Origin of the sequence: Companilactobacillus sp. RD055328, assembly GCF_022835675.1 — a bacterium.
GTDB lineage: Bacteria > Bacillota > Bacilli > Lactobacillales > Lactobacillaceae > BQUT01.
Genome location: NZ_BQUT01000005.1, coordinates 241,631 through 257,358 on the forward strand (window position 1 = coordinate 241,631; position 15,728 = coordinate 257,358).

13 protein-coding genes are annotated in these 15,728 nt (G+C 32.4%); 5 read left to right on the forward strand and 8 right to left on the reverse strand.

Annotation, left to right across the window (positions count from 1 at the left end; all coding sequences use genetic code 11):
* Positions 1–15: 15 nt before the first annotated feature.
* Complete coding sequence (locus RD055328_RS03340) at positions 16–1,341, reverse strand: APC family permease (protein WP_244087391.1); 1,326 nt, start codon at positions 1,339–1,341, stop codon at positions 16–18.
* 147 nt (positions 1,342–1,488) lie between these two features.
* Between RD055328_RS03340 and RD055328_RS03345 the strand changes: the two genes are divergently transcribed.
* Genes RD055328_RS03345 through RD055328_RS03355 form a run of 3 tightly spaced genes read left to right on the forward strand, consistent with a single transcriptional unit; the run spans position 1,489 to position 3,327 of the window.
* Positions 1,489–2,166: a VIT family protein gene (locus tag RD055328_RS03345; RefSeq protein WP_244087392.1), complete on the forward strand. Its 678-nt coding sequence runs from the start codon at positions 1,489–1,491 to the stop codon at positions 2,164–2,166.
* 5 nt (positions 2,167–2,171) lie between these two features.
* A complete protein-coding gene (locus RD055328_RS03350; RefSeq protein ID WP_244087393.1) occupies positions 2,172–2,864 on the forward strand; it encodes a VIT family protein in 693 nt (230 codons plus the stop codon).
* 28 nt (positions 2,865–2,892) lie between these two features.
* Positions 2,893–3,327, forward strand: coding sequence for a Fur family transcriptional regulator (locus RD055328_RS03355; RefSeq protein WP_244087394.1), 435 nt, complete (start codon positions 2,893–2,895; stop codon positions 3,325–3,327).
* Between the two features lie 17 nt (positions 3,328–3,344).
* On the opposite strand, the gene RD055328_RS03360 is transcribed toward RD055328_RS03355, so the two are convergent.
* Positions 3,345–4,580: a D-alanyl-D-alanine carboxypeptidase family protein gene (locus tag RD055328_RS03360; protein ID WP_244087395.1), complete on the reverse strand. Its 1,236-nt coding sequence runs from the start codon at positions 4,578–4,580 to the stop codon at positions 3,345–3,347.
* Between the two features lie 234 nt (positions 4,581–4,814).
* Between RD055328_RS03360 and RD055328_RS03365 the strand changes: the two genes are divergently transcribed.
* Entirely contained in the window at positions 4,815–6,500 is a 1,686-nt protein-coding gene (locus RD055328_RS03365; protein WP_244087396.1) for a DUF6792 domain-containing protein, read from the forward strand.
* A gap of 41 nt (positions 6,501–6,541) precedes the next feature.
* Here the strand turns inward: RD055328_RS03365 and rbsU are convergent, their stop codons facing one another.
* The 5 genes from rbsU to parE all read right to left on the reverse strand — a co-directional run bounded on the left by rbsU (position 6,542) and on the right by parE (position 14,082).
* Entirely contained in the window at positions 6,542–7,435 is an 894-nt protein-coding gene (rbsU, locus tag RD055328_RS03370) for a ribose/proton symporter RbsU (RefSeq protein WP_244087397.1), read from the reverse strand.
* Between the two features lie 105 nt (positions 7,436–7,540).
* Positions 7,541–8,464 carry a manganese-dependent inorganic pyrophosphatase gene (locus RD055328_RS03375; RefSeq protein WP_244087398.1) on the reverse strand — a complete coding sequence of 308 codons (924 nt, stop codon included), beginning with the start codon at positions 8,462–8,464 and terminating at the stop codon, positions 7,541–7,543.
* Between the two features lie 17 nt (positions 8,465–8,481).
* Positions 8,482–9,450: a LysR family transcriptional regulator gene (locus RD055328_RS03380; RefSeq protein ID WP_244087399.1), complete on the reverse strand. Its 969-nt coding sequence runs from the start codon at positions 9,448–9,450 to the stop codon at positions 8,482–8,484.
* Between the two features lie 79 nt (positions 9,451–9,529).
* Positions 9,530–12,004 (reverse strand): DNA topoisomerase IV subunit A, encoded by a 2,475-nt coding sequence (gene parC, locus RD055328_RS03385; protein ID WP_279593912.1) that lies wholly within the window; start codon positions 12,002–12,004, stop codon positions 9,530–9,532.
* 17 nt (positions 12,005–12,021) lie between these two features.
* Positions 12,022–14,082 (reverse strand): DNA topoisomerase IV subunit B, encoded by a 2,061-nt coding sequence (gene parE, locus RD055328_RS03390; protein ID WP_244087400.1) that lies wholly within the window; start codon positions 14,080–14,082, stop codon positions 12,022–12,024.
* 103 nt (positions 14,083–14,185) lie between these two features.
* Between parE and plsY the strand changes: the two genes are divergently transcribed.
* Entirely contained in the window at positions 14,186–14,800 is a 615-nt protein-coding gene (gene plsY, locus RD055328_RS03395; protein ID WP_244087401.1) for a glycerol-3-phosphate 1-O-acyltransferase PlsY, read from the forward strand.
* 41 nt (positions 14,801–14,841) lie between these two features.
* On the opposite strand, the gene RD055328_RS03400 is transcribed toward plsY, so the two are convergent.
* A complete protein-coding gene (locus RD055328_RS03400; RefSeq protein ID WP_244087402.1) occupies positions 14,842–15,723 on the reverse strand; it encodes an aldose 1-epimerase family protein in 882 nt (293 codons plus the stop codon).
* Between the last annotated feature and the right edge of the window lie 5 nt (positions 15,724–15,728).

Below are 15,728 nucleotides of genomic sequence, written 5' to 3' on the forward strand. Positions count from 1 at the left end.
AGAATGAATCTAAATTTAATTAGATTCATTCTTTTTTTGTACATATAAATAAATTGGAATTCCAATCACCGTAATAAGTAATCCTATCAAGCTAATCACTAACTGTGTAAAGATAGTATTAATAACAATAAGTGCTCCACCTAATATTGCTACTATTGGAATTATCGGATACAACGGAACTCGATAAGGACGTTCAATATCTGGCTCTAATCTGCGTAATCTAATAACAGCAGTAAATGCCATTGTATAAAAGAACCATATAACAAAGACTAACATATTCGTTATAGTATCAAATTGCCCTGAAAGCATCATAATTACAGCAATAAAAAATTGACAAATACCAGCAATGACGGGGACACCAGCATCATTTAATTTTGCAAAATGATTACTAAAAGGTAATTGTTTTTGATATCCCATTACATATGGAACGCGCATTCCAGTCATAATATAACCATTTAGTCCACCATATACAGAGATAAGAATTCCAATGGTTATTATTTTTCCACCAAAATCTCCAAAAATAATTTGAGAAACGTCAGATGCGATATTCATATTACCAATGATATTGTTTACAGGTTGAATCCAATAAAACACGCCATTAACAGCAACATACACAACCATAACTAAAGCAATCCCAATTGAGATAGCAAGTGGTAGATCGCGTTTAGGATTCTTCATTTCTCCAGCTATATTACCTACATGAAGCCAGCCATCATAAGCAAACATAGTTGCTAATAATCCTTGACCTAATGCAGACCAGAATGAACGATCAGCTCCCGCAACAATTGGAAATAAGCTAACGTTTCCCGTTTCTTTATGGAAAAATCCTAAAATAACAATTGCAATTATAGGAATTAATTTACATATAAAAGCAATAGATGTTACTCGCCCGGCTGCTTTAATACTAATAAAATTGATTAAATATAAGCTTAGGGCACATAGAGCTGAAATGGGGACTATGTAAAGATTTGATAGAGCAAACAAATTAACAACCTGTGTTCCAAAAGCAATTGCTATTGCAGCAATATTAGCAGGGAAGTAGACAACTGTCTGAGCCCATCCAGCAAGATATCCCCAGAATTTTCCATATGATTTAGTAATATACCGTGTTAATCCACCGGTTTCAGGATACATTGCAGCTAATTCTGCAACTGTAAGACCGGCACAAATAGTTATCAATCCACCTAATATCCATGACCACATTGCTAAGCTAGACGAGCCTGTATATTCAGTCACTGCTGATGCTTTAAAGAACACTCCAGCTCCAATAACCGTTCCTGCAACAGTTGCAAGGGCAGTTCCAAATCCAATAGTCTTTTTTAATTCTTTATTATTACTCATAATAATTACACCTTAAATTATTTATTTAAATTGGCTTTATTCATAGAAAATAATTTTAACATGTAAATAAATTATTTTCTTGCAATTATAACTTAAAGGACTATAATTCAATGAGTTACTTAGAATCATTCCAATTAGGGGTTGAAAATGAAAAAATTATCACTTGCAGAAAAAAACAATTTAATTAGAGCAGCCGTAATGGGTGCAAACGATGGAATCCTTTCAGTTTCTGGTATTGTTATTGGTGTTGCTGGTGCTACTTCTAGCACTTTTGCAATTTTTATAGCTGGATTTGCCGGAGCATTAGCTGGAACTGTTTCTATGGCAATGGGAGAATATGTCTCTGTTCATTCACAAAATGACGCACAGACAAAAGCCGTTAGTGAACAAGAATATGCTTTAAAACATAATTATGATGAAGAATATAATTATGTAAGCAAAAAATATACGGATCAAGGTATCTCTATTGTTTTAGCACAAAAAGCTACTACCGAAATGATGAATAATGATGCTTTAGCAACAACTGTTCGTGAACGTCACGGTTTTTCAATTAATCATGAAGTTTCTGCAATTGGAGCTGCCGTTACTTCAATGATTGCCTTTCCTTTAGGTTCGTTATTACCAATGATGGCAATTACATTATTTCCAACTGATATTAGAATTATTGCAACAGTTATATCCGTCTTGGTTGCGTTGAGTATTACTGGATATTTAGCAGCAACTTTGTCACAAGCTAATCGTACGACGGCAACAATTCGTAACGTCATTTCAGGTATCTTTACAATGATAGTTACATATACAATTGGATCACTAATAGGTAGGTAAGCATAATGAAAAATATAAAATCAGATAAAAGTAATAAAACCTTAGAAGAGAGAATGAATGTCATAAGAGCAGGGGTTCTTGGTTCTAATGATGGTATACTGACTGTCGTTGGTGTTTTGTTTTCTGTAGGAGCAGCAACTAATAATCAATTCACTATATTTATCGCTGGACTTGCCGACTTATTAGCTTGTGCTTTATCAATGGCTTCTGGTGAATATGCGTCTGTGAGTTCACAATCTGATTCCGAAAAAGTTGTTGTCGCTAATGAAACTCGCCGACTTGAAGAAAACCCCAGTATGGTTGAACAAGAAATTAGTGATATTTATGTAAGTAAAGGTATTACTAAAGAAACAGCCAATGAAATTGCTAAAGAGTTAATGAATAAGAATCCTCTTCAAACAATTTTATCGTTAAAATATGATATTCAATTAAATCATTATGTTAGTCCATGGGGAGCTGCATTTTCATCATTAGTATGCGCTGCTTTAGGTGGGGCTTTCCCTTTGATTGCTCTTGTAATCACAACTGCAAATTGGCAAGTTGTTACAACAATACTTGCTACAACAGTAGCAGTGGGTTTAACAGGTTACTTGAGTGCGCTAATAGGTAATGGTTTGCCTAAAAAGGCAATCATAAGAAATATCGTTATCGGGTTGATAACAATTGCTATTCATTATGGAATTGGGTTATTATTCTAGTATATATAGTATTAAGGGGGGAGATCATATGAATAACCATGAAATAGATTTGGTAATCAATAAATTGAAGAGCGCCGGAAATAAAGTTACGGAACCTCGAAAAATGATTATTGAATATATGATAAATCATCAAACTCATCCAACAGTTGACATGATTCATTCAGATTTAAATAATCTTCCATTGTCAACGATTTATAATACTTTAGAGTTACTTGTTGATATGAACATTGTTATAGAGATTGATAGTACAAATGACGAAAAGACTCATTATGACTATTTTGGTAAACCACATTATCACGTAGTATGTACCAACTGCGGAAAAATTACCGATGCTGATAATTTTGATTTCAGTAAATTGCCAACAGCTGCAAACGAGGCAACTGATTATCATATAACTGGTATGGGTGTTGAGGTATATGGACTTTGTCCGGACTGCCAAAAAATAACAAATAAAAAGGAGTGATATATAATCACTCTTTTTTATTTGAATAACTCCGTAATTTTACGATAGTAAGTGGTAAAAATATTAGCTCTTTCAATGTTTTTAGTCGTTGCATACTTAATAATCGGTGTTTCTTCTAAAAAATCATTGTAATTAGAATTATCAGTCATTATTTTTCTAGTAGCAACTACTTCATTTTTCTTCAAAGGCGCTGATTTCTTTTGATAATTAATCTTGGAAGTTAATTTCAACTTATCACCAGTTTCAGTAAATAGATAATTATCTGAAACTGGTTTTAGTTTGATTTCACCATTTTTAGCCTTAGCATTATCTACTTTATGCGTCACTGTATTAGCAATTGGCAAGATAGAAGTATTAGCAGTCACTTCATTTAAAATTTGAACTGTATCATTGAATGTAGTTTCATAATTCATATTATCTTTAGAATTAAGCACTACAGTAATGACTGGTTCGTTATCAATATGCGTTAATCCAACAAAATTCTTACCATTATTCGGCGTCGATCCAGTCTTAAGTCCTTCAAACTTATATTGATCATTATCTAACAAATCATCTGTATTATTAATTGCTTGATTATTTCCATCTTTATCAGGGAATTCAGCAGTTTTTAGACTTGTAATATTAGTTATTTCTGGAAAATCTTCTAATATTTTTTTTGCAAGAAGGGCAACTTCTCGAGCTGATAATTGATTTTCTACTGATTCAGATAATTCAGGATTATTATATATTCCTAAATCGCCATTTCTCAAGCCCGAAGCAGAAATAATATTTGCATCTTTTATACCCCATGAATTTAGTAATTTATCAGCTTTTTTGTAGTAGTTTTCTTGACTACCAGCCACAAGATTGGCTAAAGAAATTGCTGCAGCATTAGAAGAAGGCAACAGGGCCGCTTCTTCGAGTTGCTGCACAGTATAGCTTTTAGTTGGGCTCATAGGAATATTAGCAAACATTAGATTATCACTAAATGTAGCAACATCTTGTGAAACGTTAACTAATTGGGTTCTTTTAATTTCATTACCTTTAATTGCTTGTTCAACCATATAAATAACAATTAACTTTGATATCGATGCAATTGGTAGACGTTCAGAGCCGTTTTTGTCAGCAATGACTTGACCAGTATTCAAATCAGCAACCAATGCAGCTTCAGAGTTAATGTTCGCTGGTTCAAGAATTGCAGCACTTACAGTGCCAGTTGAACCTAATATCATAAAAATAATTATCATACGTATTAAGTGTCGAGTATATTTCATTGAATGTTTAATTCCTTTTTACTAATAGTTATCTACTTATAGAGTATATATATAAATTATAGTTCATACCAGGTTTTTAAGAGGAGAAGTAATCGGATTTATTTAAGGTTACATAATATATATTATACGAAGTTGTTGTTTAAGAAGAATATATCACCTATTTATCCAATGGTTCATAATTAATATTATTTGCCAAATAGTGTAAACTATTCTTAATAACGAGGATAATTAATTATGTTAGATATTGAAAAAATAATTGATGATTTATATCAATTAGAAAAAATTCTAAATGATCTTGATAAACTTAAGTTTCGTGCGTACACTTATATGCCACTTACTTTTGATGAATCGGCTGTCCAAGAACTTTTAGTCAAAAACAAGCGAATATCTTTTAGATATGAACAATTAAAAATTAAAAAAACGCGCCTAATTAACAAACTACTTGGTTATTCAGCTAAAGCTGATTCCACTAACAACTATATCACTTACAAATTGACCCGACTTAAACAATTAGACGATGACAGCCTTAAACTTAATATAAATAATAATAATCGGAACAGAAAAATCAACAATTTAAAGACAATACTAAGCAATCTAATAAATGAACACATTGCTGAATCATTAATTACTGTTAATCAAATAAATGCATATTTATTTGATTTGGACTCTAATAATTTCAGACAAATAGATCCTATTGATCTATATTCCAGCAAAGACTTTAAAATCACCGTTATGGAGTTAAATTATTTATCTATTTACTTTAGTAATGATGAAATTAAAACCTATATGAAATATTTAATCTTTAAATATAGTGGCCATTTTGCTTCTGACATTCAATTCTTTGACGCACGTACTATTTTACCCGAATCAACAAATAGTGGCTTCTCGGCCTTTGCTTATGCCTTTAAAATCGATGGTAACCTCCAATGCTATATATCTTTTAAAGGAACTGAAGGTTCGATGGAAGATCCCAGAATTAAGTCCTTTACAAAACGGTTTGATAATTACGTTAATGAAAGTTTTTTAGACTGGGCTTACAACATAGATTCAATGTTACTTGGTAATAACGAGAATAATAAACAATTAGATCTAGCTCGTAATTTCACACATATTATAATTGGTCATATGAACGAACTCGACTCTAATAATACGATATATGCATTGGGTCATTCTTTAGGTGGACATTTTGTCCAAACAATCCAACTACTTGATACTGCTTTTGATTTCGGCTATACGCTAAATTCTGCTCCGATACAATTAAAACAAGTACGTTATTATAAACCTAATTTATTTGATGAAGATACCTGGAACAAATTATATTCATTAACTAATTATAATGCTCAAGATATTGAAACCGACCTATTCATACGTAATTTAATGCCTAAGAGTTTTAATGAAATAACAAATGAGTGGTTTAGAAATGATATAACAAGAGTTTATTTTGGTTTCCCAAATACTTTCTATATTGGTACTTCTAATTATCTGAATACTACTAATTGGTACTACCCTTTCAAATCGAATATTACGGGTTATCTTAAAGAAGAAGATATTCAGATTTATACTGACTTTTTTGGCGGCTTAATTGCTTACTTAAAACATGTGAAATCAAAAAATGGTACTCGTATTATGGGACGTATCCTTCTTTATACCTTCCAAACTCTACGTATGTTATATGAATCTATAAAAACTGAGAAGGCAAAGAATGTTTTCAAAGACTTTGCTACTTATCTTTATGATTCTAAAATATTCAAAGACACACCTACTGTCGTTCAAGATAATTTCAAACGTGATCTTTCTAAGCCAATGACTACACTTCGTGTCTTCCAAGGAGAATGGCCGTTTCTAAGTAGTCTTAATACCGATATGATGGACACTGTAATTTATTTTCATACCATTGAAGGTGCTAAATTTTTCAAATAAAAAAGAACAATCAAACGATTGTTCTTTTTTATTAATTATTTTTATTTGATAAAGGCTGTAGCTGAACCGGCTATTACGATTAATAATAATCCAATAATAACTGCAGTCATTTCTTTGTTTGTCTTTTTTTCTTTCAATATATAGATACCACCTAAAGTTGCTACAATAGCACTCGTTTGTGATAATACAAATCCAGTAGCCATACCATTGACGGATGTTTGCATTGAAATTAATAATGTTAATGCTGCAAAAGCAAAGAAGAAACCACTGATAATATTCATATATGATGTACGTTCAGCAAATGGTTTTTCTTTGGGAGAGAAAGTAATATATAATCCATAAATTGTCCCAGCTATTGCCATTCCAATTGCTTGTGGTAAAAAGGCATGCATTCCGTCAGCATTAACTGATTGTGGGAATGCTGAATATCCAAGATATCCAATTTCGCCGATTAATAGGAAAATAATACCTTTCATGACTCCTTTTTTAGCGGAACCTGTTTCTTTTTTCTCGCTCCAAGCTGTCAAATATACACCGATAATAATTAAGATCATTGCTGAAAAACCGATTAATTTAGCCTGTGATGTTGCCCAACTTCCTCTGAATAGTACTGCAAACAATGAAGCACCTATCAATTGAAAACCTGTTGTAATCGGCATTGTTCTTGAAACGCCCATAAGCGTAAAAACATAAAAAGTAATGATTTGAGCAGTTGCCCAACAAGCACCGGATATAATACTAAAAACTAAAGTTTTTGTATCATTTGGAAACCAAGCACCAGTAAACATCGCCGTAATAACGGCAAAAACAAGTGTTCCATACGTAGTTCCGATAATTTGGTTAACTGGCTTACCACCAATTTTTCCTACTAATACTGGGAAAATACCCCAGCCAATCATTGGCATTAAACCAATTAAAATATTCCCAAAGTTCATACTATCAACCTATCCTTTTATCAAAAATAAAAAGATGGACTCAAATCCATCTTTTAACGTAATTCTATTATATTGGTCTGTACCAGTTTTTTCAATAACTCTTAACTAAAAGTTAGCATTTAATTGTGGTACAACTTGCTTCTTACGTGAAACAACACCAGGAAGAAGTGCAATATTATCGACAAGTTTTTGATCAAAAGTTTTTTCAAATACAGAAACTGATTCATCATCACCTAAAACGATTGCCTTGGTATCACTTGTAAGAATATTAGTTATCAAAAGAATAAATAGATTTTCGTTTTCAGCAGACATTTCAGCCTTAATTGCTTCTTCGAATTCTGCTTTTCTTTGTAATGTTTCGTCTAAATCAACAGTATTAATTTGATCAATACGGATTGATTTGTTGTTCATATCGAATGTTTTAGCATCCATTTCAATTAACTCTTTAGCTGATTTACTTGCTAAATTAGTACCAGCCTTTAACATCTCTAGACCATATGATTCATAGTCTAATCCAGCTGTTTTAGATAGGCTCTTAAGCGCTGCTTCATCTTCATTAGTTGTTGTTGGTGATTTTAGTAATAAAGTATCAGAGATAATAGCTGACATCATTAATCCAGCAAGTGTTGCTGGAATTTCTATTCTTGCTTGATTCATTAATTTCCAAATAATTGTACTTGTAGATCCAAGTGGTTCTGCGTGATAGAATAGTGGATTTGCAGTTTCAAAATTAGCTATTCTATGGTGATCAATAACATTTGTGATTTCAACATCACTAATATTATCAACACTTTGTTTAGGTTCATTATGATCAACTAACATAACTTGTTTTGTATCTGCTGAACTAATGATACGTGGGTAGTCATAATTAAAGTGATTAAAAACAAATTTTGTTTCTTCATTTGGTTCCCCTAAAGCAACAGCCTCAGTATCCTTACCACTTTCATTCATCATATATGAATATGCAATTGCTGCAATTATAGCATCTGTATCTGGATTTTTGTGTCCAAAAATTAGTTCCTTAGTCATTAAACTCTGCCTCCAAATTAAATTGTTTTTGTTTCTCTTAAACGTGTTAAATAATCTTTTTCATGTAGATATCTATCCCAAATACCAAAGAAATTCTTAATACGAGGAATTTGATCTTTGTCTTTTCGATAGACAAAAGCCATTTCGCTACTAATATTAGGATCAAAATGAGCCTGATATCCCTTCATATTATCTAGGTTTGCCGTTACAAAACTGGTTGGTAAAGCTGCATATGAACCAGTATTGTTAGCAAATCTAAGAATTTGGTATGGCGAAGAGAATCTTGCGCTAGCTTTAGGAACATCAATTAATTCATTCTTGTATTTTTCTTGGATCAATTCGTTCAAGTAGTAACTCTTAACATAGCCAACCCAATCATTATCAAGCGTATCTTTTAATTTAATCTTTTTCTTTTCAGCTAAATTATCATTGCTATGAATGAAGAGCATGTCATCATCAATAATCTTTTTGATTTTGTATGGTTTCCAGTTTTTAATATTTTCATCAGGAAGATACATTATCGCTAAGTCTATTTTATTGTTTTCTAAGCGTTCCCAGATATCTCTTCTTGTTAGTAAGTAGACATCAATTTTAACTTCCGGAACTTCTTTGAAATGATGAGTAACGAATTCTTCAATAACTGAATCTTCCATTGATGCCAAAACACCGATAGAAATTCGACCACTTGTCGCAGTAGTTGAGTGTTGTATTTCATCACGAGCTACATGAATTTTTTCCAAAATCTCAGTTGCCATTTTTAACAGAGTATTACCGGCATCTGTTAGCTGTATTTTCTTACCAACAGAATAAAATAACGGTGCGCCTACTGATTTTTCAAGCTTTTTGATTTGTTGTGTTAACGCGGGTTGAGTGATTCCTAATAACTGCGCTGTTTGCGTATAACTTAAAGATTTAGTCAAATCAACAAAGTATGTTAAAGCTTTTGATGTGAAAATATCAGATTTTGTACCTTTTTCTTTAGTCATCAAAATTCTCCTTTAAGGAAATGGTTAGTTATTCAATATAACTTATTATAACAATTACTTTTTGAATTCGATACTACAATTACTTATCCGTATCAATAATCGGTTCAGCTTCTTGAATATCCATTCTTATTGGCATTCCATCAGCTTCAACGTCTAAAATAAACGTTCCATTTGAATAACGATCAACAGTTGAATGATCAGCAATATTAATATCAAAATCCTTATTGTCATCAGTAATTATACTTAATTGTGCATCTAGAGCAACTAATTGGATTAGTTGAATCTTATGAGCGTTAGATTTTAATTCCCTTAAAGTGATAACTCCACGTTTAGCACGCGATGTGACAGGTATTTCTGATAATTTCATTTGTTTATAAGAACCCCGTTGAGTGATTAACGAAATAATTTTTGAACTATCACTAATATCATTAATCATGAAATCAACAATATAATCTTCATCTTTAAGATTTACAAACTTCACTCCCGCTGCCTTAGCTCCAACAATTGGGACTTCATCTAGATTAAATGCCAAGGCATATGAATTGCGAGTAAAGGCATAAATTAATTGATCTTTTTGATCGAAATTCAAATAATATGCATGTAGCATTTCTGAATTTTCATTATGCATCTTCATAGCAGTGATTGCTTTAGATTTATATGTTCTACCAGGTTCTAAGTCTTTAAATAATACTTGTTTAACGTAACTATCATTTGTCCCAAATACAAAACTACCCTTCTCATCTAATGACTTAAATGCTTTAACAGATATAACTTTTTCATCATTAGCAAGTCCAACTTCTTGAGATAAGTGAGCTCCTGTATCTTTCCAACGACTATCAATAATTTCATGCACAGGACGATAAACCAGATTACCCTTATTAGTAAACATGAAGATATGATCTAGTGTATCAGTCTCAGCATCAAAAATAGGATAATCTTCGGCTTTCAGACCATTATCACCACTATCAGAGGCTGTATATGAACGAACAGAACTACGTTTCATATAACCATCATGACTAACAAGTACACGAACTTTTTCATGAGGAATAATAGCACTTTTGTCTATTTCAATTGTCTGTACTTCATTTTCAATTTTTGTTAGACGTTTACTACTATAATTTTTACGAATTTCTTGCAATTCTTTTTTAATTACATTCATCAAAGTATTTTTATCATTCAAGATCTTTGATAGTAACTCGATTTGTTCATTAAGTTCTTTATCTTCTTTTTGAAGGTCTGTGACATCAGTATTTGTTAATCGATAAAGTTGTAATGAAACAATGGCTTCAGCTTGTTCAACAGTAAAATCAAATTGCTTAACTAAATTATCTTTAGCATTTGATTTATTTTCACTAGCTCTGATTGCTTTAATTACGTCATCTAGAATTGATAGTGCTTTAATAAGTCCTTGAACAATATGTAATCGCTTAGTAGCTTTATCTAATTCAAAATTACTACGGCGAACAATAACATCTTCTTGATGTTTGATATATGCTTTTAAAATTTGAATAATTCCAACTTGTTGAGGTCGCATATCATCAATTGCAACCATATTGAAATTATAAGAAATTTGTAGGTCAGTATTTTTGAATAAGTAATTCAAAATACCTTCAGCATCAGTATCTTTCTTTAATTCGATTACAATCGAAAGACCATTTCTATCAGATTCATCTCGAACTTCTGAAATACCTTCAACTTTTTTAAGCACTCGCATATCATCAATTTTTTTGACTAATACAGCTTTATTAACTTCATATGGAATTTCAGATATTTCAATCTGACTCTTATGTCCGCGTAATGGTACTATTTCAGTTTTTGATCGAAGAACTACTTTACCACGACCAGTTTCATAAGCTTTTTTGATTCCATCTTTACCTTGAAGAATTCCACCAGTTGGAAAATCTGGGCCTTTAATAATCGACATCATCTTCTTCAAGCTAGTTTCTGGGTCATCAATTAATTGAATAGTTCCATCAATTACTTCAGTTAGGTTATGAGGTGGTATTTCAGTGGCATATCCTGAAGAAATACCAGTTGCGCCGTTAACTAATAAATTGGGGAACTTAGCTGGTAGAACTGTTGGTTCTTCAGCTGTATCATCAAAATTTAAAACCATATCAACGGTTTCTTTATTGATATCTTTCAACATTTCGCCAGCAATTTTACTTAAACGAGCTTCTGTATAACGCATCGCAGCAGGCGGATCACCGTCCATTGATCCATTATTACCATGCATTTCAATTAATGGTTCACGTAATTTCCAATTTTGACTTAAACGCACCATGGCTTCATAAATTGAACTATCACCATGAGGATGAAAATTACCCATTACATTACCAACAGATTTTGCTGACTTTCTGAAACCTTTATCGAAAGTATTCCCATCAAGGTTCATCGCATACAAAATACGACGTTGCACCGGTTTTAATCCATCTCGGATATCAGGAAGCGCACGTTCTTGAATAATATATTTTGAATATCTACCAAATCTATCGCCCATGATATCTTCAAGCGATAGTTCTTGAATTTTTGAATTATCTTTTGTTTTTTCCAAAATTTTCACTCACTTTTTTATATGTCGAGATCTAAAGAAATTTGAGTCTCTGAGTCATCATCAGTAGCTTGTTTTAACAAATCATCAACTACTTCTTCTTTTTTTGATACTGGTTCGTCTTTGTCTGTATTAGTGGTATCAAGGATACTACCGTCTTCTTCTAATGTGAAACGAACATTATCTTCAATCCAAGTTCTTCTTGGTGCAACTTTATCGCCCATTAGAGTTGTAACACGTCTTTCAGCTAAAGCAGCATCTTCGATAATAACTTTAATCAAAGTTCTATTATTAGGATCCATTGTTGTTTCCCATAATTGATCAGCATTCATTTCTCCAAGACCTTTGAATCGTTGTAATGAATAACCTTTACCGATAACTTCAGTCTTTTCAGTTAATTCATCATCCGTCCACGCATACTCAACTTTTTGTTTAGCTCCACTACCTTTTTGTAATTTATATAGCGGTGGTAAAGCAATATACACTTTGCCAGCTTCAACAAGAGGTCTCATATATCTATAGAAAAATGTTAATAGTAATGTTTGAATATGAGCACCATCAGTATCCGCATCGGTCATAATAATGATTTTGTCATAATTACTATCTTCAACGTTAAATTCAGCTCCAACGCCAGCACCTATTGTATAAATCATGGTATTAATTTCTTCGTTTTTTAAAATATCATCAAGCTTAGCTTTTTGAGTATTTAAAACCTTACCTCGTAAAGGCAAGATAGCTTGAAACTTACGATCTCTACCTTGTTTTGCTGAACCTCCGGCTGAATCACCCTCAACTAGATATAATTCATTCTTTGATGAATCTTTTGATTGAGCAGGTGTTAATTTACCTGATAGAAGTCCATCGTTTTTCTTTTTCTTTTTATCATTACGACTATTTTCACGAGCTTTACGAGCAGCTTCACGAGCTTCTCTAGCTTTAACGGCCTTTTTAACAAGAGTTTGTGCAAATTCACCATTCTCCATCAAAAAGAAATTCATTTGCTCATATACTAAGTTATCAACAGCTGATCGTGCTTCTGTTGTACCTAACTTACCTTTAGTTTGACCTTCAAACTGTAGTAATTCTTCAGGTATTCTAACAGATAGAACGGCACTGATACCTTCACGTACATCACTACCTTCAAGGTTCTTACTATTTTCTTTAAGTAAGCCAACTTTGCGCGCATATTCGTTAAACGCTTTTGTTAACCCTGACTTCATACCAGCTTCATGCGTACCACCATCACCAGTTCGAACATTATTTACAAAAGAAATTATGTTTTCTGAATAACCATCGTTATATTGAGCCGAAAATTCTACTTCAATTTCTTGATTTTCACCTTCAAAATAAATCACGTTACCTAGAGTATCTTTACCCTCATTTAGGTATTTAACAAAAGATTGAATACCATCTTCAAACAAGAATACTTCTTGACGTTCTTTACCAGAACGTTTATCCGTCATGGTGAACTTAACACCTTTAAGTAAGAAAGCCGATTCTCTTATACGTTCAGCCAGTGTTTCGTAGTTGAATTTTGTAGTAGAGAATATTGATGCATCAGGCTTAAATGAAATTGTAGTTCCATTAGGCTCTTTAGTTGTTCCAGTTTTTTCTAGCGTTCCTACAGGATGTCCACCGTTTTCAAATCGTTCTTCAAAAACTTCGCGGTCACGAACAACACGAACAGTCATCCATTCAGATAAAGCATTAACAACTGAAGATCCAACACCATGAAGTCCCCCAGAAGTCTTATAGTTACTCTCAGAGAACTTACCACCTGCATGAAGAACAGTTAGGATAACTTCTATTGTTGGCTTTCCAGATACATGCATACCAGTTGGCATACCACGACCATGGTCTTTTACCGTAATAGAATTATCTTCGTTAATAGTTAATTCAACATCATTACCGAAGCCTGATAAAGCTTCATCAACTGAGTTATCAATTATTTCATACACCAAATGATGTAGTCCACGTCCATCAGTAGATCCGATATACATTCCCGGTCTTTTTCTAACCGCATCAAGACCTTCTAAGATTTGGATGGACGAATCATCATAAGATGATTTTGTGTTTGCCATAATAATAATTCCTTCTTTTAAAAATAAACTTTTTTCAAATTCGCTAATCTATTCTATAATAGTTAAAGTACTAATCAAATAGAAAATAATAAATGGTGATCAAATGTCAAATTTTTTACTGAGTATAATTTTATCATATCTTGTTGGCTCATTCCCATCTGCTTATGTAATTGGGAAAATATTTTATAATAAAAACGTATTAGAACTTGGTAGTAAGAACGTTGGGACCACCAATGCCTACCGAGTACTAGGCCCTATTCCAGCCATATTTACAATGGTGATTGATATTCTAAAGGGAACTTTAGGTTCTTTCATGCCTGTCCTTTTAGGTATTGGAGATCGTCATTTTATGTTATATATCGGTTTCGCTGCAGTATTAGGACATTCTTTTTCAATATTCCTTCGCTTTAAAGGCGGAAAAGCTGTTGCAACTAGTGCAGGAATCCTTCTAGCTTATAACCCACTGTTATTTATAATGGCCTTTGCAACTTTTGTTACACTAGTGTTGTTAACAAGCACTGTAAGTTTCTCTAGCCTTACTACTTTAACACTATTATCAATAATTAGTTTGTTCGGACATGATACAATCTTTTCTGTCATTGCTATTCTTGTAACAATTTTTATTTTTATAAGACATATTCCAAATATCAAACGATTAATTCATGGAAACGAAAATATATTAAACTTTGGACTACTACATTATTTAAAAAATAAATAATATAGTAACCAAATTAAAAAGAGTCCTAATGGACTCTTTTTTTATGCTCTAAAAGTAATTGTATAGTTAGCATTAAACTCATCATTTTGATTGTCTAAATGCTTAATAGCAAATTTCTCTTCAAACTTACCACTTGCATCGACTTTATCAGCTGTTCCCCACCATGGTTCAATACATACAAATTGTCCATCAGTAGGATATGTTGACCAGAGACCAACAAATTCAGCGTTATCAGATGAAATATCAACCCCTCGAGTGCTTTTATCACTCTTAATCGAAATTGTATTTGCACCTTCTAGTTCAAAGATTAGAGCATCATCTTTAAATAGCTCACGATTTATTGGAATATTGTTTTCTTTAGTTGAGTAATGTTCAGCAGGTTTAATATTAGAATAATCTAATGGAATACGATAGCGTTCAATATCAGGCGAAAGTTCAAAGTAATAATCAGAATACTTCAAGTCTTCTCCTAGAGGTAATGTGAATCCTGGATGAGCACCAACTGAGAAGTATAGAGTCTTATCACTAGGATTAATTACTTGATAGTTAACAAGGATTGAACGTTTGTCTAACGTGTAGTTAATATAAAATTCAAATTCAAATGGATATTTAGCTAGTGTCTCAGCTGAACTTTTTAAAACTAGTGAAACAAAATTACCACTTTGTTCAGCGACTTCAAACTTCATATCACGTGCAAATCCATGTTGTGTCATATGAAATTCTTTATCTTCATACGTAAATTGATCATCTTTTAATTTTCCAACAAATGGAAATAGTACAGGAGCATGTCGGCCCCATACTTCAGGGTCAGCTTGCCACATGTATTCTGTACCGTCATTATTGTCTTTAACACTAACTAATTCTGCACCACTTAAGTTAATTGAAGCTGTTAGATATTCATTTTCTAAACTTATATTATCCATGTTAC